At 72.0% G+C, this 16547-nt stretch carries 18 protein-coding genes; 7 read left to right on the forward strand and 11 right to left on the reverse strand.

Annotated features, from left to right (window positions below; all coding sequences use genetic code 11):
* Positions 1-8: 8 nt before the first annotated feature.
* The 3 genes from htpX to J3P38_RS01865 are packed head-to-tail and all read right to left on the reverse strand — an operon-like array spanning position 9 to position 1991.
* A complete protein-coding gene (gene htpX / locus J3P38_RS01855) occupies positions 9-908 on the reverse strand; it encodes a zinc metalloprotease HtpX (RefSeq protein WP_210438178.1) in 900 nt (299 codons plus the stop codon).
* A gap of 13 nt (positions 909-921) precedes the next feature.
* A complete protein-coding gene (gene pspAA / locus J3P38_RS01860) occupies positions 922-1200 on the reverse strand; it encodes a PspA-associated protein PspAA (RefSeq protein WP_210438179.1) in 279 nt (92 codons plus the stop codon).
* Positions 1197-1991, reverse strand: coding sequence for a PspA/IM30 family protein (locus tag J3P38_RS01865; RefSeq protein ID WP_210438180.1), 795 nt, complete (start codon positions 1989-1991; stop codon positions 1197-1199). The genes pspAA and J3P38_RS01865 overlap by 4 nt, the downstream gene beginning before the upstream one ends.
* Before the next feature lie 155 nt (positions 1992-2146).
* Here J3P38_RS01865 and J3P38_RS01870 point away from each other — a divergent pair, with 155 nt between their 5' ends.
* From J3P38_RS01870 to J3P38_RS01890, 5 genes are all read left to right on the forward strand, one after another.
* Positions 2147-2728 carry a DUF3043 domain-containing protein gene (locus J3P38_RS01870; protein ID WP_210438181.1) on the forward strand — a complete coding sequence of 194 codons (582 nt, stop codon included), beginning with the start codon at positions 2147-2149 and terminating at the stop codon, positions 2726-2728.
* A complete protein-coding gene (locus J3P38_RS01875; RefSeq protein WP_210438182.1) occupies positions 2725-3297 on the forward strand; it encodes a GNAT family N-acetyltransferase in 573 nt (190 codons plus the stop codon). Before J3P38_RS01870 ends, J3P38_RS01875 begins: the two co-directional genes overlap by 4 nt.
* Positions 3298-3403: 106 nt before the next feature.
* Positions 3404-3628, forward strand: a complete 225-nt coding sequence (locus tag J3P38_RS01880; RefSeq protein WP_210438183.1) for a hypothetical protein — start codon at positions 3404-3406, stop codon at positions 3626-3628.
* A gap of 76 nt (positions 3629-3704) precedes the next feature.
* Complete coding sequence (locus J3P38_RS01885; RefSeq protein ID WP_210502508.1) at positions 3705-4496, forward strand: AzlC family ABC transporter permease; 792 nt, start codon at positions 3705-3707, stop codon at positions 4494-4496.
* Positions 4496-4792 (forward strand): AzlD domain-containing protein, encoded by a 297-nt coding sequence (locus J3P38_RS01890; protein WP_246849852.1) that lies wholly within the window; start codon positions 4496-4498, stop codon positions 4790-4792. Before J3P38_RS01885 ends, J3P38_RS01890 begins: the two co-directional genes overlap by 1 nt.
* A 16-nt stretch (positions 4793-4808) precedes the next feature.
* Here J3P38_RS01890 and dapB read toward each other — a convergent pair whose 3' ends face one another.
* On the reverse strand, positions 4809-5552 hold the full coding sequence (dapB, locus tag J3P38_RS01895; protein ID WP_210503583.1) for a 4-hydroxy-tetrahydrodipicolinate reductase: 744 nt from the start codon (positions 5550-5552) through the stop codon (positions 4809-4811).
* Between the two features lie 99 nt (positions 5553-5651).
* Between dapB and J3P38_RS01900 the strand changes: the two genes are divergently transcribed.
* Positions 5652-6167, forward strand: a complete 516-nt coding sequence (locus J3P38_RS01900) for a class I SAM-dependent methyltransferase (RefSeq protein ID WP_210438185.1) — start codon at positions 5652-5654, stop codon at positions 6165-6167.
* Between the two features lie 3 nt (positions 6168-6170).
* Here the strand turns inward: J3P38_RS01900 and J3P38_RS01905 are convergent, their stop codons facing one another.
* The 6 genes from J3P38_RS01905 to J3P38_RS01930 form a co-directional block, all read right to left on the reverse strand.
* Positions 6171-7478, reverse strand: a complete 1308-nt coding sequence (locus J3P38_RS01905; RefSeq protein WP_210502509.1) for a M16 family metallopeptidase — start codon at positions 7476-7478, stop codon at positions 6171-6173.
* 138 nt (positions 7479-7616) lie between these two features.
* The gene (locus J3P38_RS01910; RefSeq protein ID WP_210502510.1) at positions 7617-9869 is read right to left on the reverse strand and encodes a polyribonucleotide nucleotidyltransferase; all 2253 of its coding nucleotides are present in this window, start codon (positions 9867-9869) and stop codon (positions 7617-7619) included.
* A gap of 254 nt (positions 9870-10123) precedes the next feature.
* Positions 10124-10399, reverse strand: a complete 276-nt coding sequence (rpsO, locus tag J3P38_RS01915; RefSeq protein ID WP_211731327.1) for a 30S ribosomal protein S15 — start codon at positions 10397-10399, stop codon at positions 10124-10126.
* Positions 10400-10577: 178 nt separating this feature from the next.
* Positions 10578-10844: a DUF6458 family protein gene (locus tag J3P38_RS01920; protein WP_210502511.1), complete on the reverse strand. Its 267-nt coding sequence runs from the start codon at positions 10842-10844 to the stop codon at positions 10578-10580.
* Positions 10845-11069: 225 nt separating this feature from the next.
* Positions 11070-11504, reverse strand: coding sequence for a PTS sugar transporter subunit IIA (locus J3P38_RS01925; protein WP_210438189.1), 435 nt, complete (start codon positions 11502-11504; stop codon positions 11070-11072).
* A 52-nt stretch (positions 11505-11556) separates the two neighbouring features.
* The gene (locus J3P38_RS01930) at positions 11557-13065 is read right to left on the reverse strand and encodes a PTS mannitol transporter subunit IICB (protein WP_210502512.1); all 1509 of its coding nucleotides are present in this window, start codon (positions 13063-13065) and stop codon (positions 11557-11559) included.
* Between the two features lie 202 nt (positions 13066-13267).
* On the opposite strand from J3P38_RS01930, the gene J3P38_RS01935 reads away from it, so the two are divergent.
* On the forward strand, positions 13268-14314 hold the full coding sequence (locus tag J3P38_RS01935; RefSeq protein WP_210502513.1) for a zinc-dependent dehydrogenase: 1047 nt from the start codon (positions 13268-13270) through the stop codon (positions 14312-14314).
* 513 nt (positions 14315-14827) lie between these two features.
* On the opposite strand, the gene ptsP is transcribed toward J3P38_RS01935, so the two are convergent.
* A complete protein-coding gene (gene ptsP, locus J3P38_RS01940) occupies positions 14828-16519 on the reverse strand; it encodes a phosphoenolpyruvate--protein phosphotransferase (protein ID WP_210502514.1) in 1692 nt (563 codons plus the stop codon).
* Positions 16520-16547 lie beyond the last annotated feature (28 nt).

The raw sequence follows: 16547 nt of genomic DNA on the forward strand, positions 1-16547 counted from the left end.
CGCCACCGTCAGCCGGCCGGCCGGCTGAGCTCGGCCTGGATGCGAGCCAGCTGCTCGAGCCGCTGCTGGAGGGGCGGGTGCGTGGCCACCAGGCCGCTCAGGCCGCCGCTGAACGCCGGGACGATGCACAGCGCGCTGGCCGCGCCCGCCCGGAGGTCGCGCTGCGGGGTCACGCCCGCCTCGCCGCTGATCTTCTGCAGGGCGCTCGCGAGCGCTCCCGGCTTGTAGGTCAGGTACGCGCCGGCGCGGTCGGCGCTCAGCTCGCGGTAGCGCGACAGGAGGCGCAGCAGCAGGAAGCTGACGGCGTACACCACGAGGCTGACGACGATCGAGACGAGGACGACCGGCAGCGCGCTGTTGTTGCGCGAGCGCCCCATCGCGCCGTACTGCGCGAAGCGCATCATCAGCCCGGCGGCGATGCCGGCCGAGGAGGCCACCGTCATCACCAGGACGTCACGGTGGGCGACGTGGCTCAGCTCGTGCGCCAGCACGGCCTCGAGCTCCTCGGCGTCGAGCGTCTGGAGGATGCCGGTCGTCACGCACACCACCGCGCGGTCGGGCGACCGGCCGGTCGCGAACGCGTTGGGCACCGACATGTCGGCGATGCCGACGCGCGGCTTCGGCATGTCAGCCAGGGCGCACAGCCGGTCGATCATGCCGTGCAGCTCGGGCGCCTCTCCCGGCGTCACCTCGCGGGCGCGCATGGCCCGCATCGCGACCTTGTCGGAGCTCCACCACTGCCAGAAGGCGATGCCGATGGCGACCACCGCCACGACCGGGGCGTAGCCGCTGCCGACGACGTTGATCAGCGCCACCACGAGGCCGACGAACAGTGCCCCGAGGAGGAACATGGTGAGGGTCATCCGGGCGGTGAGCCCGGTGTCCTTGATGAATCGCGAGGTGGCCACCTGGTGGTGCGCCTCACCCGGGGATCAGGCCGTCGTCGCCCAGGAGCTCGCGCACCTCGTCGATCGTCGCGTCGGGCGGCGGCAGGATCAGGTCGGACTCGTCGAGCGCGTCGAGGGCGTGGTGGGTCCCGCTGGAGCGCACGGCGGACAGCAGGCCGTGCAGCGCCGTGCGGAACATGGCCTCGTCACCGGACTCGATGGCGTGCTCGATCTGGCTGTCGAGCCCGTTGAGGGCGTCGAGCGCGTGGTCGTCGAGGTCGTACTGACCCTCGCCGAGGATGCGGACGATCATGCCCGGCCGCCCTCGTTCTCGCCCTCGACGCGCACGGCCTCGGGCGCGGCGGCGAGGATGTCGCCGCCGTCGGAGGCCTCGATGGCCTGCGGGGTGCTGGCGGCCTTGAGGCGGGCGAGCTCGGCCTCGACGTCAGAGCCCGAGCTCAGGGCGTCGAGCTCACGCGAGATGTCGTCGCCGGCGTTGAGCTGGGAGGCGTCGTCGAGCGCGCCCGAGGCGATCAGCTCGTCGATGGCCTGGCCGCGGGCCTGCATCTGCGCCGTCTTGTCCTCGGCCCGCTGGATCGCGAGGCCGACGTCGCCCATCTCCTCCCCGATGCCCGACATCGCCTCGCCGATGCGCGTCTGCGCCTCGGCGGCGGTGTAGGTGGCCTTGATGGTCTCCTTGCGGGTGCGGAAGGCCTCCACCTTGGCCTGGAGGCGCTGCTGGGCCAGGACGAGCTTCTCCTCCTCGCCCTGGAGCGTCGCCTGCTGCTCCTTGAGGGCCGTGATCTGCGACGAGAGCCCGGACTTGCGCGTCAGCGCCTCGCGGGCGAGGTCCTCACGACCGGCACCGATGGCCCTCTCGGCCTGTCCCTGCAGCTTGGCGGCCTGCTGCTCCAGCTGGTTGACCTGCAGCTCCACGCGCTTGCGGCTGGTGGCGACGTCGGCGACGCCGCGCCGCACCTTCGACAGGAGCTCGAGCTGGCGCTGGTAGCTGTAGTCGAGGGTCTCGCGGGGGTCCTCCGCCTTGTCCAGGGCCTTGTTGGCCTTGGAGCGGAAGATCAGGCTGATGCGCTTCATGAGGCTCATCGGGGTGGGAACCCTCTCTCGGTGTTGCGGTGCCGGGACGTCGTCCTCACCCTAGAACCAAACCCAAGCCGGAGGTAGGGCATCCGGTGAGGCCGCTCCGCAGCGGCGCGGCGATAGGCTGGCCCCAGCATCCGAACCATGTGAAGGCAGCTCCTGTGTTCCGTCGTACCAGCTCCGAGCCGGAGACCCCCACCACCTACGAGAAGGCGGGCGGCAAGGGCCGTCCCACCCCGACCCGCAAGGAGGCCGAGGCGGCGGCCCGGGCCCGGGCCAAGGTGCCGCGGACCCGCAAGGAGCAGGCGGCCGCCCAGCGTGCGGCGCGCGGGGAGGCCTCGCGCAGCATGCGCGAGGCGATGAAGACCGGCGACGACCGCTACCTGCCCAGCCGTGACCGCGGTCCGGTGCGCCGCTTCATCCGCGACTTCGTCGACTCGCGCTTCTCGTTCATCGAGCTGATGGTCCCGCTGCTGATCGTGTCGATGGTGCTCGGCTACTCCGGCAACAGGGACATGGTGCAGCTCGGCAACACCGTCCTGTTCACCACCCTGCTGGTGATCGTGGTCGACATCGTCATGCTCCGCTTCCGGCTGCGCCGCGAGCTGGCCCGCCGCTTCCCCGGCGAGCCCACCAAGGGCACCACGCTCTACGCCGCGATGCGCTCGCTGCAGATGAAGTTCCTCCGCCTGCCCAAGGCGCAGGTGAAGATCGGCGAGAAGCTCCCCGAGACCTACCGATGAGCCACCCGCACCCTCACCCGGGCGGCGGGGGTCCCGGTGCCGACGTGTCGGTGCGGGTGGCGTGGGCCGACGACGCCGAGGCCATCGCGGCGCTGCAGGTGCGGGCCTGGCCCGCGCTGTACGCCGGCGTGCTGCCGGCCGACGCGCTCCCCACCGACGCCGACGCGGTGGCCGCCCAGTGGCGCCGGGCGCTCACCCGACCGGCCGACGCGCGCAACCGCGTGCTGGTCGCCCTCGAGCGCAACCGGGTCGTCGGCTTCGCGCTGACCTCGCCGGCGACCGACCCCGACTGCGACCCGGTCGCCGACGGCGAGCTCGCCGAGGTGACCCTCGACCCCGACGAGCGGGCGAAGGGACACGGCTCCCGGCTGCTCCAGGCGGCGGTCGACACCCTCGCCGCCGACCGCTTCACCCGCGCCGTGACGTGGGTCAACGCCGGCGACGACGCGCTGCGCACCTTCCTCACGGACGCCGGCTGGGCGCCCGACACCGCCCACCGCGAGCTCGACCTCGACGGGTCCGGCACCACCACCGTCAAGCAGGTCCGCCTCCACACCGCGATCGGCTGACGCGGCCCGCCCCGCGGTGGAACCGCCGCTCGGGCTGCTTGTATTTCCCGCGCTGGGAGGCACCATGGAAGTCCGGCTACTCCGCCGGCCCACCAGGGGGGTCCAGGTGTTCGGTCCGCTTCCCGCTCTGCACAGGTTCGTCCTCGTCCTCGCTGCCGTCGTCGTGTGCGTCGGCATCGGCCTCTGGCTCGGCGCCGCGCCGGAGTTCCCGCTCGACGTGGGCATGGGGCTCGTGGTCGGTGCGGCGGCCGGCGCGGCCGCGGCGTTCGCGCTCGTCCACGACCACCGTCGCCGGGAGCGGACCGTGCGCGCCCGACGCCGGCACCTGTAGCGCGCAGCCGCGGGCCGTCCCGGACGCGCCCGGAGCCGGCGGCGGGGCGAGCCGCCCGATGACCTAGCCTCGGGGCGTGACCGACGCCGCCCTGACGCCGAACGAGCGCTCGGGGATCGTGCGCGACGGCCTCGCCGTCGGTGTCGCCACCGGCGCCTACGGGATCGGCTTCGGGGCCGTGTCGGTGGCCTCCGGGCTGAGCGTCGCGCAGACCTGCGTCCTCTCGCTGCTGATGTTCACCGGCGCGAGCCAGTTCGCCCTCGCCGGCGTGGTCGCGGCGGGCGGCGCGCCGATGTCGGGCGCGGCGACCGCCCTGCTGCTCGGCACCCGCAACACGCTCTACGGGCTGCGGATGGCGCCGCTGCTCGCATGGCGCGGGTGGCGCCGCCTGGCGGCGGCCCACGTGCTCATCGACGAGTCGACGGCCATGTCGGTCAACCGCGGTACGACCGAGGCTGCGCGCCTGGGGTTCCTCACGACCGGGTGGTCGGTCTTCGTGCTCTGGAACCTCGCCACCGTCGCCGGCGCGCTGGCCGGCGAGGCCGTCGGCGACCCGCGGACCTTCGGCCTGGACGCGGCCGTCGGGGCGGCGTTCCTCGCCCTGCTGTGGCCCCGCCTCGCGAGCCGGCGCAACGTGCTCGTCGCGATCCTGGCCGCGGCTGTGGCACTGTCGATGGTGCCGCTCACCGCTCCCGGCGTGCCGGTGCTGGCCGCCGGCGGCGTGGCGCTCCTCGTCGGGGTCCTGGCGAGGCGCCCGGACCGCACCGGCGCCCCGGCGGACGGCGCCCCGGCGGAGGGCGCTCCGGCGGACGGCGCCCCGGCGGACGACGCGGGACGCGAGGACTCGGCGGCGGGCGGTCACCGCTGATGTGGACCGCGGTGCTGCTCGCCTGCGTCGGCTGCTACCTGCTCAAGCTCGCGGGGCTGTCCCTGCCGGAGCGGGTGCTGCACCACCCGACGGTCGAGCGGGTGGCCGACCTCATCCCGGTCGCGCTCCTCGCCGCGCTCGTGGCGGTCCAGGCCTTCTCCGCGGGCACTTCGCTCACCGTCGACGCCCGCGCCCTCGGCCTCGGCTTCGCCGTGGTGGCGCTCCTGCTCCGGATGCCGTTCCTGGTCGTCGTGGTCGGGGCGTCGGTCGTCGCGGCCGTGGCGCGCCTGCTCTGACGCCCTCCGCCCGCGCTCAGCCGAGGTCGAGGAAGGCGTCCAGCCCGACCGTGAGCCCGGGGTGCTCCCCGATCGCGCGCACCCCCGCCAGCACGCCGGGGGTGAACGAGACGCGGTCGAGCGAGTCGTGGCGGATGGTGAGCGTCTCCCCCGGCGTGCCGAGCACGACCTCCTGGTGCGCCACCAGGCCGCGGACCCGCAGGCCGTGCACGCGTACGCCGTCGACGTCGGCGCCGCGGGCACCCGGGAGGGCGGTCGACGTGGCGTCCGGCATCGGGGGGCAGCCGGCCTCGCGGCGGGCGGCGGCGACGAGCTCGGCCGTGCGCCGTGCGGTGCCGGACGGGGCGTCGGCCTTGTCGGGGTGGTGCAGCTCGACGACCTCGACCGACTCGAAGAACGGCGCTGCCTGCGCGGCGAAGCGCATCATCAAGATGGCGCCGATCGAGAAGTTCGGGGCGATGAGCACGCCGACGCCCGGGGCGTCAGCCAGCCAGGCCTCGAGCCGGTCGAGGCGGGGCTGGTCGAAGCCCGTCGTCCCGACGACCGCGTGGATGCCGTGCTCGACGCAGAACCTGAGGTTGTCCATGACCACGTCGGGGTGGGTGAAGTCCACCACCACGTCCGCGCCGGCGCGGGCGAGCTCGGCGACGTCGTCGCCGGCGTCCACCGCGGCCACCAGCTCGGTGTCGGCGGCCTCCTCGACGGCCCGGCAGACCGCCGAGCCCACCTTGCCGCGTGCTCCGAGGACCCCGACCTTGATGCGCGCGACTCCAGTGCTCACCGGGCCAACCTATCGCTGCGCGCTTCCGCAGAGTGGCGGTGGCTGACTCGTGTTCCACCGTCTGGCAGGCTGTGCGCCATGCCCAGCCCGACCATCCCGCCGCGCATCAAGTGGGCCGTCGACCTCATGGACGTGCAGCCGAACGACCAGATCCTCGAGATCGGGTGCGGTCCCGGCGCCGGCGCTGAGGCGATCTGCAGCAAGCTCGAGACCGGCAAGCTGTTCGCGATCGACCGGTCCGAGTCCGGCGTCGACCGGACCAAGCGCCGCAACCAGAAGCACGTCGACGCCGGGCGTCTCGTCGTGCGCCAGATCGACCTCGCCACGCTGCGGGTGCCGGTCAAGCGGCTCACCAAGGTCTTCGCCTTCAACGTGAACCTGTTCTGGGTCCGCGACTGCGACGACGAGATCGCCCTGCTCCACGAGCGGGTCGTGCCGGGCGGCGCGGTGTACCTCTTCTACGAGGCGGCGCGCCCCGAGCTGGTGCCCAACATCGTCAAGAAGGCGTCGGAGAACCTGCTCCGCGGCGGCTTCCGGGTGAGCGTGGTGGAGCAGAAGGCTCCCCCGGTCATCGGCCTCATCGCCAAGCGCTGAGGCTCACCGCTCGGGGCCCACCACGGCGAGCAGCTCGGGCTGGCTGAAGAGCTCACGCGCCAGGGCGCTGACGTCCTCCGCGGTGACCGCCTCGATCCGGGCCACCACCTCGTCGATCGTCAGCAGCTCGTCGTGGACCAGCTCGGCCTTGCCGATGCGCGACATCCGCGACCCGGAGTCCTCGAGGCCCAGCACGAGGCCGCCCTTGAGCTGGCCCTTGCCGCGCTCGACCTCCTCCTCGGTCAGCCCCTCGGCCGCGACCTTGGCGAGCTCGCCGCGCACCGTCTCCAGCACGGCGTCGTACTTGCCGGGCAGGCAGCCCACGGACACCCCGACCACGCCGGCGTCGGCGTGGTGGGTGGCGAAGGAGTAGACCGAGTACGCCAGCCCGCGCAGCTCGCGCACCTCCTGGAACATGCGCGACGAAGTGCCGCCACCGAGCGCGGTGTTGAGCACGCCGAGGGTGTAGCGCCGAGGGTCGGTGCGGGTGAGGCCCTTGACCCCGACGACGAGGTTGACCTGCTCCTGCGGGCGGACCGTGCGCGAGGTGCCGGGGTGCACCTTGCGGGCCTGCTCGGACTGCTGCGACAGCGTCGGCTCGGCCTCGCCGTCGAGGAAGCCGCTGCGGCCGAACGCCCGCTTGACCTGGCGTACGACGCTCGCGTGGTCGACGTTGCCGGCGACCGACACGACCATGTTGTCGGCGCGGTAGTGGCGTCGGTAGAAGCGGTGGATCTGTGCCCGGGTCATCGCGGAGATCGAGGCCTCGGTGCCGGCGATCGGGCGGCCGAGCGGGGTGTCGCCCCACGCCTGGGCGGCGAAGAGGTTGTGCACCACGTCGTCGGGGTCGTCGTCGTGCATGGCGATCTCGTCGAGGATGACGTCGCGCTCGGCCTCGACGTCGGCCTCGCTCAGCGTGGACGCGGTCACCATGTCGCCGAGCACGTCCACCGCGGTGGCGAGGTCCTCGTCGAGGACGCGCGCGTGGAAGACGGTGTACTCCTTGGTGGTGAAGGCGTTGAACTCGCCGCCGACCGCGTCGAGCGCCACCGAGATGTCCATCGCGGTCCGCTCGGCGGTGCCCTTGAACAGCAGGTGCTCGAGGAAGTGCGAGCAGCCGTGCAGCGTGGGGGTCTCGTCGCGCGAGCCCACGTTGACCCACACGCCGATGCTGGCCGAGCGGGTGCCGGCCATCTGCTCGGTGACGATCCTCAGGCCGCTGGGCAGGACGGTGCGGCGTACGCGCGAGGTCACCGCGCCCTCGGCGTCCTTGACGGTGTGGAGGGTGCGGGTGGTGCCGTTGGTGTGCACGGGGGTCCTTCCGGGTGGAGCACGGGGGGTGGAGCGGGGTGCAGCCGGTGGCGCTGCGGTGGAGCGCCACGACCGGCCGGCGAGGGCCGCCGACCGGTCGTGGGTGTGGAGCTCGGTGTGAATCAGTGACCGATCAGGTCACTCGGCCTCGGCGGCCTCCGGGCTCGCGTTGGAGCCCGCCTCGGCCGGCTCCTCGGCGCCGCCCTCGGCCTCGTCCACGACGGGGACCAGCGAGAGCTTGCCGCGGTCGTCGATCTCGGCGATCTGGACCTGGACCTTCTGGCCCACGGCCAGGACGTCCTCGACCGCCTCGACACGCTTGCCGCCGGCGAGGGAGCGGAGCTTGCTGATGTGCAGCAGGCCGTCCTTGCCCGGGAGCAGCGACACGAAGGCGCCGAAGTTGGTCGTCTTCACCACGGTGCCGAGGTAGCGCTCGCCGACCTCGGGCATGGTCGGGTTGGCGATCGCGTTGACCGCGGCCTTGGCGGCCTCGGCGGCCTCCCCGTTGGTGGCACCGATGTAGACGGTGCCGTCGTCCTCGATGGACAGCGTCGCGCCCGTGTCGTCCTGGATCTGGTTGATGACCTTGCCCTTGGGACCGATCACCTCGCCGATCTTGTCGACCGGGACCCGGATGGTGATGATGCGCGGCGCGTGGACGGACATCTCCTCCGGCGCGTCGATCGCCTCTCCCATCACGTCGAGGATCGCCAGGCGCGCGTCGCGGGCCTGGGTCAGCGCGGCGGCCAGGACCTCGGCCGGGATGCCGTCGAGCTTGGTGTCGAGCTGGAGGGCGGTGACGAACTCGCGGGTGCCGGCGACCTTGAAGTCCATGTCGCCGAACGCGTCCTCGGCGCCGAGGATGTCGGTCAGCGCGACGTACTGCGTCTCACCGTCGACCTCGCCCGAGATCAGGCCCATCGCGATGCCCGCGACGGGCGCCTTGAGCGGCACGCCGGCCTGCAGCAGCGAGAGGGTCGAGGCGCAGACCGAGCCCATGGAGGTCGAGCCGTTGGAGCCCATGGCCTCGGAGAGCTGGCGGATCGCGTAGGGGAACTCCTCGCGCGAGGGCAGCACGGGCAGGAGCGCGCGGCGGGCGAGCGCGCCGTGGCCGATCTCGCGACGCTTGGGCGAGCCCACGCGGCCGGTCTCACCGGTGGAGAACGGCGGGAAGACGTACTTGTGCATGTAGCGGCGCGACTTCTCCGGGGAGAGGGTGTCGAGCTGCTGCTCCATCTTGAGCATGTCGAGGGTGGTGACGCCCAGGATCTGGGTCTCGCCGCGCTCGAACAGCGCGGAGCCGTGGACGCGCGGGATCACGTTGACCTCGGCGTGCAGCGGACGGATGTCCGCGAGGCCGCGGCCGTCGATGCGGACCTTGTCGCGCAGGACGCGCTCGCGCACGAGGTTCTTGTTGACCGAGCGGAACGCCGCGCCGATCTCCTTCTCGCGGCCCTCGAACTGGCCGGCGAGCTGCTCGAGCACCTGCGCCTTGAGCTCGTCGGTGCGGTCGTTGCGCTCCTCCTTGCCGGCGATGGTCATCGCGGCGGCGAGGTCGTCGCGCACGGCGGCCTCGACGGCGGCGTACACGTCGTCCTCGTAGTCGAGGAAGATCGGGAACTCCTCGACCGGCTTGGCGGCCTCGGCGGCGAGCTGCGACTGCGCCTCGCACAGCTGCTTGATGAAGGGCTTGGCGGCGTCGAGGCCACCGGCCACGACCTCCTCCGTCGGCGCCTGGGCGCCGCCCTGGACCAGCGCGATGGTCTCCTCGGTGGCCTCCGCCTCGACCATCATGATCGCGACGTCGCCGGTCTCGGTGACGCGGCCGGCGACGACCATGTCGAACACGGCCGACTCGAGCTGCTGGTGGGTGGGGAACGCGACCCACTGGCCGTCGATCAGAGCGACGCGAACGCCGCCGACCGGGCCGGAGAACGGCAGGCCGGAGAGCTGGGTCGACATCGACGCGGCGTTGATGGCCAGCACGTCGTAGGGCATGTTGGCGTCGAGCGCCAGCACGGTGATGACGACCTGGACCTCGTTGCGCAGGCCCTTCTTGAAGGTCGGGCGCAGCGGACGGTCGATGAGGCGGCAGGTGAGGATCGCGTCCTCACCAGGGCGGCCCTCGGAGCGGAAGAACGAGCCGGGGATCTGGCCCACGGCGTACATCCGCTCCTCGACGTCGATCGTCAGCGGGAAGAAGTCGAAGTGGTCCTTCGGCTGCTTGGAGGCGGTGGTCGCCGAGAGCAGCATGGTCTCGTCGTCGAGGTACGCCGTGACGGCGCCGGCCGCCTGGCGGGCCAGCAGGCCGGTCTCGAACTTGACCGTGCGCTGGCCGAACGTGCCGTTGTCGATGACGGTCTCGACAGCGGAGATGATGGGTTCACTCATGGAAGCAGGATCCTGCTTTCTCTTCGCGGAGCGATCCGCGACGCCGCATGAGTGCCGGTCTTCGATCGAGGCCCGCAGGGCTGCACCCGTGCGACGGGGCACCTGAAGGCCACTACCGAGGACCGAGCCGGGTGCGCGGGTCGCTCCTGGATCTTCGGATGTTCAGTTGTGGGTGCGTCCCGGCCGAGACTAGCGCGGCCGGCCCGGTGTGCGAGTCGGGCGGCCCTCCGGGTCCGGAGGGCCGCCCGGTTCGATCAGCGGCGGAGGCCGAGGCGCTCGACGATGGAGCGGTAGCGCTCGATCTCGGTCTTCTGCAGGTAGTTGAGCAGGCGACGGCGCTGGCCGACGAGCAGCAGGAGGCCACGACGGCTGTGGTGGTCGTGCTTGTGCTGCTTGAGGTGCTCGGTGAGGTGGGCGATGCGGTGGCTGAGCAGCGCGATCTGCACCTCGGGGGAACCGGTGTCGCCCTCGGTCAGGGCGTACTCGGCGATGATCTTCTTCTTGGTCTCCGCGTCGGTACCAATCGACATGGGGGCTCCTTCGGTTCTCGTTGCGCGGCGCGCCCGGGCCTGTTCACCGGGGCACTCTGGTTCCGCGGCCGTCGTGACGGCGTGTCGCCCTCGAGGGCAACCGCAGAAGCATATCGAGGCGCCGGACCGTGTCCCAATCCGCGCCGCGCACCGAGGAGGGGTCCCGACGGTGCCCGGGTCAGACCGCCGGCGGGGGCGGCGGGTCGGACTCGGTGGTGCGCTGCGAGGACGCCTGGCGGCCGTGCGCGTCGGTGGTGGTGGCGGTCGTGGTGTGGCGGCGCCGGGTGTTCTGCTGGACCAGCGTGAGCACCAGCCACAGTGCGCCGGCCAGCACGAGGATCCAGCCCAGCGTGGTGACGTCCAGCGGTCCCACCTGCTGCTGGTCGAAGGCCAGCGCGAGGATGAGTCCCACGACGATCAGGCCGATCGGCCCTCCGAATCCCATGACGTGCTCCGTTCTCTTCGGGGAACCCCGGGCACCGGCCCGGGGGCGCCGCAGAGTCTGGCGCGCTGCCGCGACGCTGTCATCCCCCTCCGGGGTGCCCTGCACCCGCGGGCGACCGGGGGGACGTGTGTCATCGCCAGCGGTGATCCGGACGCGCCGTCCGGCTCGTCGCGGACGCAGCAGAGCCCCCGCCGGACGTCCGGCGGGGGCTCCTGGGCTGGTGCGTCAGGCGCTGACGTCGCCCAGGACGGCGAGCACGTCGTCCGGGGTCCGGGCCGCGTCGAGGGCCGCGATGCTCGCGTCGTCGGTGAACGCGCCGGCGAGTGCCTGGAGGACCGTCAGGTGGTCGTCACCCGCGCCGGCGATGCCGACGACGTACCTGGCCGGGCTGCCCTTCCAGTCGATGGGCTCGTCGTAGCGGACGAACGAGATCGCCGTCTGCCGGATCAGGGCCTTCGCCTCGTTGGTGCCGTGCGGGATGGCCAGGCCGTTGCCCATGAAGGTCGAGACCGAGGTCTCGCGCTCGTGCATCGCCTCGACGTACGCCTCGTCGACCGCGCCGCTCGCCACCAGCAGCCGGCCGGCCTCGGTGATCGCCGCGTCCCTGTCGCGCGCCTGCCCGCCCAGCACGATCGCCTCGCGGCTCAGTACCTCGCCCATCTGCGCTCTCCTCACATGTGTCGGATTGGTTGCCGATGCCGGTGACGCCGCATCAGGCGCGGTTGTTGTCCTGCACCATCGTCACGATCTCGTCGTAGCGCGGGCTGCCCATGAAGTTGTCCACCGAGACGTGGATGGCGGACGGGCTCTTCTCGCGGGCCCGGTCGGTGAGGTCCTGGTGCGTGACCACCAGGTCCACGTCGTCGCTCAGGTTGGAGATGGCCTTGTTGACCACGGTGACCTCGGGGTGGCCGCTGGCCTCGATCTTCTTGCGGAGCACCGAGGCGCCCATCGCCGAGGAGCCCATGCCGGCGTCGCAGGCGAACACGATGTTCTTGATCTCCCGGGTGGTCGTGGCCGTGCCGGTGCCGCCCCCGGTCAGGGCGCTGGCGACCGAGGACTTCTTGCCCTTGTTGGCCTCCATCTGCGCGGTGGCCGCGGCGAGGTCGCCCTCGTCGTCGGACTTGTCGAGCTTGAGCAGCACCGCGGCGACGGCGAACGTCACGGCCGCGGAGGCGAGCACCGCGAGCGTCACCCCCAGGTAGCTGCCGCGAGCGGTCTGGGCGTAGACGGCGAAGATCGACCCCGGAGCGGCCGGAGCCCGCAGGCCCACGTCGAGGGCGACGTTCACGGCGACACCGGTCATGCCGCCGGCGATCATCGCCAGGATCAGCTTCGGCTTCATGAGGACGTAGGGGAAGTAGATCTCGTGGATGCCGCCGAGGAAGTGGATGATCGCCGCACCCGGGGCGGTCACCTTCGCGATGCCGCGGCCGAACACCGAGTAGGCCAGGAGCAGGCCCAGGCCCGGACCGGGGTTGGCCTCGAGCAGGAACAGCACGGACTTGCCGCTCTCGGCCGCCTCGGTCAGCCCGAGCGGGGTGAGCACGCCGTGGTTGATGGCGTTGTTGAGGAAGAACACCTTCGCCGGCTCGATGAGCAGCGAGGTCAGGGGCAGCAGGTTGTTGTCGACCAGCGTCTCCACGGCATTGCCGAGGACCTCCATGACCTCGTTGACGACGGGCGCGACGACCCAGAAGCCGACGATGGCCATCACGAACGCCACGATGCCCGCCGAGAACATGTTGACGAGCATCTCGAAGCCGGCCTTGATCCTGCCGTCCCACAGCGCGTCGACGCGCTTCATGACGTAGGCGGCCAACGGTCCCAGGATCATCGCGCCGATGAACATGTGCACCTGGCCGAGCTGCGAGGCGTCCTCGGGCAGCGTGGCGTTGAACTCCGCCACCAGCAGGTCGGAGCCGGCGATGGCGCCCATGACGGCGAAGGCGCCGACGACGGCGCCACGGTCGCCGTGGACCATGCGGCCGCCGGTCGCGGCGATGAGGATGGGGAGCAGGTAGTGGATGGTCGGTCCGACCATCGTCGCCAGGTCGGCGTTCGGCAGCCAGCCGACGTCGATGAAGAGGGCGGTGAGAAGACCCCAGGCGATCAGTGCCGGGATGTTCGGCATGATCATGTTGGAGAGGAACGTGCCGAACCTCTGCACGCGTACCCGCGCCGACGTGCCGGACGCGGGTGAGGAAGTCGTGGTCGCCATGCTGATGTCCTCCAGTTGAACGCGGGGGTGAGACCCCCATCACATGATGCCGGAATTAAACCTCACGTTCGGGCCCGTTGCCAAGCATTCGGGCACAAACGCACGCCCGAGTGTGTGGCTTTACCCGTCGAGGACCGCTAGCGTGAGGTGGCAGCACCAGCCGCCTGCGCTTCTCCCGCGCCCCGATCCGAGAGGTTCTGACATGAAGGCCCTTCGCTTCTTCGCCCCCGAGGACGTCCGACTCGTCGACGTGCCAGAGCCGGACTGCGGCCCCCGCGAGGTCAAGATCAAGGTCCGCAACTGCTCCACCTGCGGCACGGACGTGAAGATCAAGAAGAACGGCCACGTCAACATCACCGGCGAGACCACGATGGGACACGAGGTCGCCGGTGAGGTCGTGGAGGTCGGCGCCGACGCCCTCGGCGGGTTCGCGGTCGGTGACCGGGTGCAGTGCATCGCCGCGGTCCCGTGCGGCGAGTGCCACGAGTGCAGCAAGGGCTGGATGGAGGTCTGCCAGAACCAGACGTCCGTCGGCTACCAGTACGACGGCGGGTTCGCCGAGTACATGATCGTGCCCGAGCAGGTGCTCAAGGTCGACGGCCTCAACCGCATCCCCGACAACGTCGGCTTCGACGAGGCCTCGGCCGCCGAGCCCTTCGCCTGCGCGATCAACGCGCAGGAGCAGCTCGGGATCGAGGAGGGCGACTTCACCGTCGTCTTCGGCGCCGGCCCGATCGGCTGCATGCACATCCGCATCGCCCGCGGCGTGCACAAGGTCGGCACCGTGGTGCTCGTCGACATCAACGAGGAGCGCTTGAAGATGTCGGCCGAGGCCGTCCAGCCCGACCACGTCGTCAACGCCGCGGAGGTCGACGTCGTGGAGAAGGTCATGGAGCTGACCGGCGGCCGTGGCGCCGACGTGATCATCACCGCGACCCCGGCGAACATCACCCAGGAGCAGGCGATCTCGATGGCCGCGCGGCAGGGCCGGATCTCGTTCTTCGGCGGCCTGCCCAAGACCGACCCGTTCATCAAGGCCGACTCCAACCTCATCCACTACCGCCAGCTGCACGTCCACGGCGCCAACGGCTCCTCCCCCGCCCACAACAAGCGGGCGCTGGAGTACATCTCCACCGGCCAGGTCCCGGTCAAGGACCTGATCACCAGGCACGTCTCCCTCGACGACGTGATGAGCGTGTTCGACATCGTCGCCAAGGGCGAGGCCATCAAGGTCACCGTCGAGCCGTAGCCGCACGGGTCCGGGCGGGCGCGGCGGGCGCGGGCCGGCGCGGGCCGGCCGGCCGGCTGGCTGCAGCGAGGCGCGGGCCCGGGCGCCCGGGGCTCGGTGGCCGGAGCGTGTCGGACAGGACGAAGCCCACCCGACAGCCGGCTCGTACGGTCGCGCCCGCCGCCCGGTCGGACGTCGTCCTGCTCGACGCGCCGGGGACGCCGCCGGGGCGGGCGTCATCCGGCGTCATACGGACCCGCACCCATACGCACGCCTCCGCATGACGCAACCCCCGCCTCCCGCCGGACGTCATACCAACCCGCACCCATACGTACGCCTCCGCATGACGCAGCCCCGCCGCGCGGCCGGCCGTCATACGAACCCGCACCCATGCGTACGCCTCCGCATGACGCAACCCCCGCCCGACGCCCGGACGTCATACGAACCCGCGCCCATACGTACGCCTCCGCATGACGCAGCCCCGGCCGCAGAGCGCGGCCCGGAGCGCGAGGAACGCCGAGGCGCAGGACAGGCTCAGTGGCCGAGGAGCTCCCGGACCGCCGCGCGCCCGGCCATCGGGTCGGCAGCGCCCAGCGCCGCCTCGGCGGCGGCCTCGCACGTGGCGAAGTCGACCCGGCTCAGCTGCGCCCCGACGGGACGCACGGCGCGGGCGGCCATCGAGAGCGACGTGATGCCCATGCCGATGAGCGCCGTGGCGAGCAGCGGGTCGGCGGCCGCCTCGCCGCACACGCCGACGGGCTTGCCGGCCTCGGTGCCGGCGTGCGCGGTGATGGCGATGAGCTGCAGCACGGCCGGCTGCCACGGGTCGGTGAGATGGGCGAGGTCGGTGGCCATCCGGTCCGCGGCCATCGCGTACTGCGTGAGGTCGTTCGTGCCGATCGAGAGGAAGTCGACGACCTCGAGCATCCGGTGCGCGAGGAGGGCCGCGCTCGGGATCTCGACCATGACGCCGGCCTTGAGCCCGCGGTCGCGGACCTTCGCCGCGAACTCGGCTGCCTCCGACACGGTGGCGACCATCGGCGCCATCACCCAGGTCTCGGTGCCGGTGCGCTCGGCCGCTGCGGCGATGCCGTCGAGCTGGCGCTCCATGAGCCCGGGGTTGCCGAAGCTGAGCCGGAGCCCGCGCACGCCGAGCGCGGGGTTCTCCTCGCCCTCGTGCGTCGCGAACGCGATCGGCTTGTCCGAGCCGGCGTCGAGGGTGCGCACGACGACGAACCGCCCGTCGGAGTAGGGCTCGAGGACACCGGCGTAGATGTCGGCCTGCTCCTCGACGCTCGGCTCGTCCTTGCGGTCGAGGAAGCACAGCTCGGTGCGGAACAGGCCGACGCCCTGGACCGGCTCGGTGCCGGCTGACGCGGCGGAGGCGCCGTCGGCGACGTTGGCCAGCAGCTTGACCGGCAGGCCGTCGGACGTCGACGCGGGACCGCTCCAGGCGGCGAGCTCCTCGCGCAGGCGACGGCTCTCCGCGACACGGGCGTGTGCCTCGTCGGGGTCGGCGCCCAGCTCGATGGTGCCGGTCTCCCCGTCGACGACGACGAATGTCCCCGGTGCGATCCCCATGACGCCGGCCGCGCCCACCACGCAGGGGATGCCGAGCTGGCGCGCGATGATCGCCGTGTGGCTCGTCGCGCCGCCGCGCTCGGTGACGAGGGCCGTCACGAGCTCGGGGTCGAGGCCGGAGGTGTCGCTGGGCGCGAGGTCCTCGGCCACGAGGACCGACGGCTCGGACGGCGTCGGCACGCCGGGCGCCGGCTCCCCGACGAGGTGCGCCACGACCCGGCGCTCGATGTCGCGCAGGTCGGTCACCCGCTCGGCCATCAGGCCGCCCATGTTGGTGAAGATCGTGACGAACTGCTCGACCGCGCCCTGGACCGCCGCGACGGGCCCCTGACCGGCCTGGAGGTTCTTGTGCACGCCCGAGCGCAGGCCCTTGTCGCGCGCCAGGCCGGCGCTCGCGGTGAGCACCTCGGCGGCAGCCCCCTGCGCACCCGCGGCCTTGGCCGAGAAGGTGTCCGCGACGGCCGCGGCCGCCTCGTCGTACGCCGCCAGCGCGGCGTCCGCATCGGCGAAGTCGCCGTCGCCGTAGCGCGCGATCGCGTCGGGTGAGACCTCGCCGCGCACGTGCAGGACGGGGCCGGCGGCGACTCCCGGCACGACCGGGGTCCCGCTGTACGAGGTCGCGGGTGAGCTCACGGGTGTGGTCATGGACACACCGTAGAACAGGTCAATGTTG

It is taken from the genome of Nocardioides xinjiangensis (assembly GCF_017916455.1).
Lineage (GTDB): Bacteria > Actinomycetota > Actinomycetes > Propionibacteriales > Nocardioidaceae > Nocardioides > Nocardioides xinjiangensis.

What these genes read in the sequence shown, in the direction of transcription:
- pspAA (WP_210438179.1), bottom strand. Translation starts at nt 1,200, where the DNA reads ATGATCGTCCGCATCCTCGGCGAGGGTCAGTACGACCTCGACGACCAC.
- J3P38_RS01865 (WP_210438180.1), bottom strand. Translation starts at nt 1,991, where the DNA reads ATGAGCCTCATGAAGCGCATCAGCCTGATCTTCCGCTCCAAGGCCAAC.
- J3P38_RS01875 (WP_210438182.1), top strand. Translation starts at nt 2,725, where the DNA reads ATGAGCCACCCGCACCCTCACCCGGGCGGCGGGGGTCCCGGTGCCGAC.
- J3P38_RS01890 (WP_246849852.1), top strand. Translation starts at nt 4,496, where the DNA reads ATGTGGACCGCGGTGCTGCTCGCCTGCGTCGGCTGCTACCTGCTCAAG.
- J3P38_RS01900 (WP_210438185.1), top strand. Translation starts at nt 5,652, where the DNA reads ATGCCCAGCCCGACCATCCCGCCGCGCATCAAGTGGGCCGTCGACCTC.
- J3P38_RS01910 (WP_210502510.1), bottom strand. Translation starts at nt 9,869, where the DNA reads ATGAGTGAACCCATCATCTCCGCTGTCGAGACCGTCATCGACAACGGC.
- rpsO (WP_211731327.1), bottom strand. Translation starts at nt 10,399, where the DNA reads ATGTCGATTGGTACCGACGCGGAGACCAAGAAGAAGATCATCGCCGAG.
- J3P38_RS01920 (WP_210502511.1), bottom strand. Translation starts at nt 10,844, where the DNA reads ATGGGATTCGGAGGGCCGATCGGCCTGATCGTCGTGGGACTCATCCTC.
- J3P38_RS01925 (WP_210438189.1), bottom strand. Translation starts at nt 11,504, where the DNA reads ATGGGCGAGGTACTGAGCCGCGAGGCGATCGTGCTGGGCGGGCAGGCG.
- J3P38_RS01930 (WP_210502512.1), bottom strand. Translation starts at nt 13,065, where the DNA reads ATGGCGACCACGACTTCCTCACCCGCGTCCGGCACGTCGGCGCGGGTA.
- J3P38_RS01935 (WP_210502513.1), top strand. Translation starts at nt 13,268, where the DNA reads ATGAAGGCCCTTCGCTTCTTCGCCCCCGAGGACGTCCGACTCGTCGAC.
- ptsP (WP_210502514.1), bottom strand. Translation starts at nt 16,519, where the DNA reads ATGACCACACCCGTGAGCTCACCCGCGACCTCGTACAGCGGGACCCCG.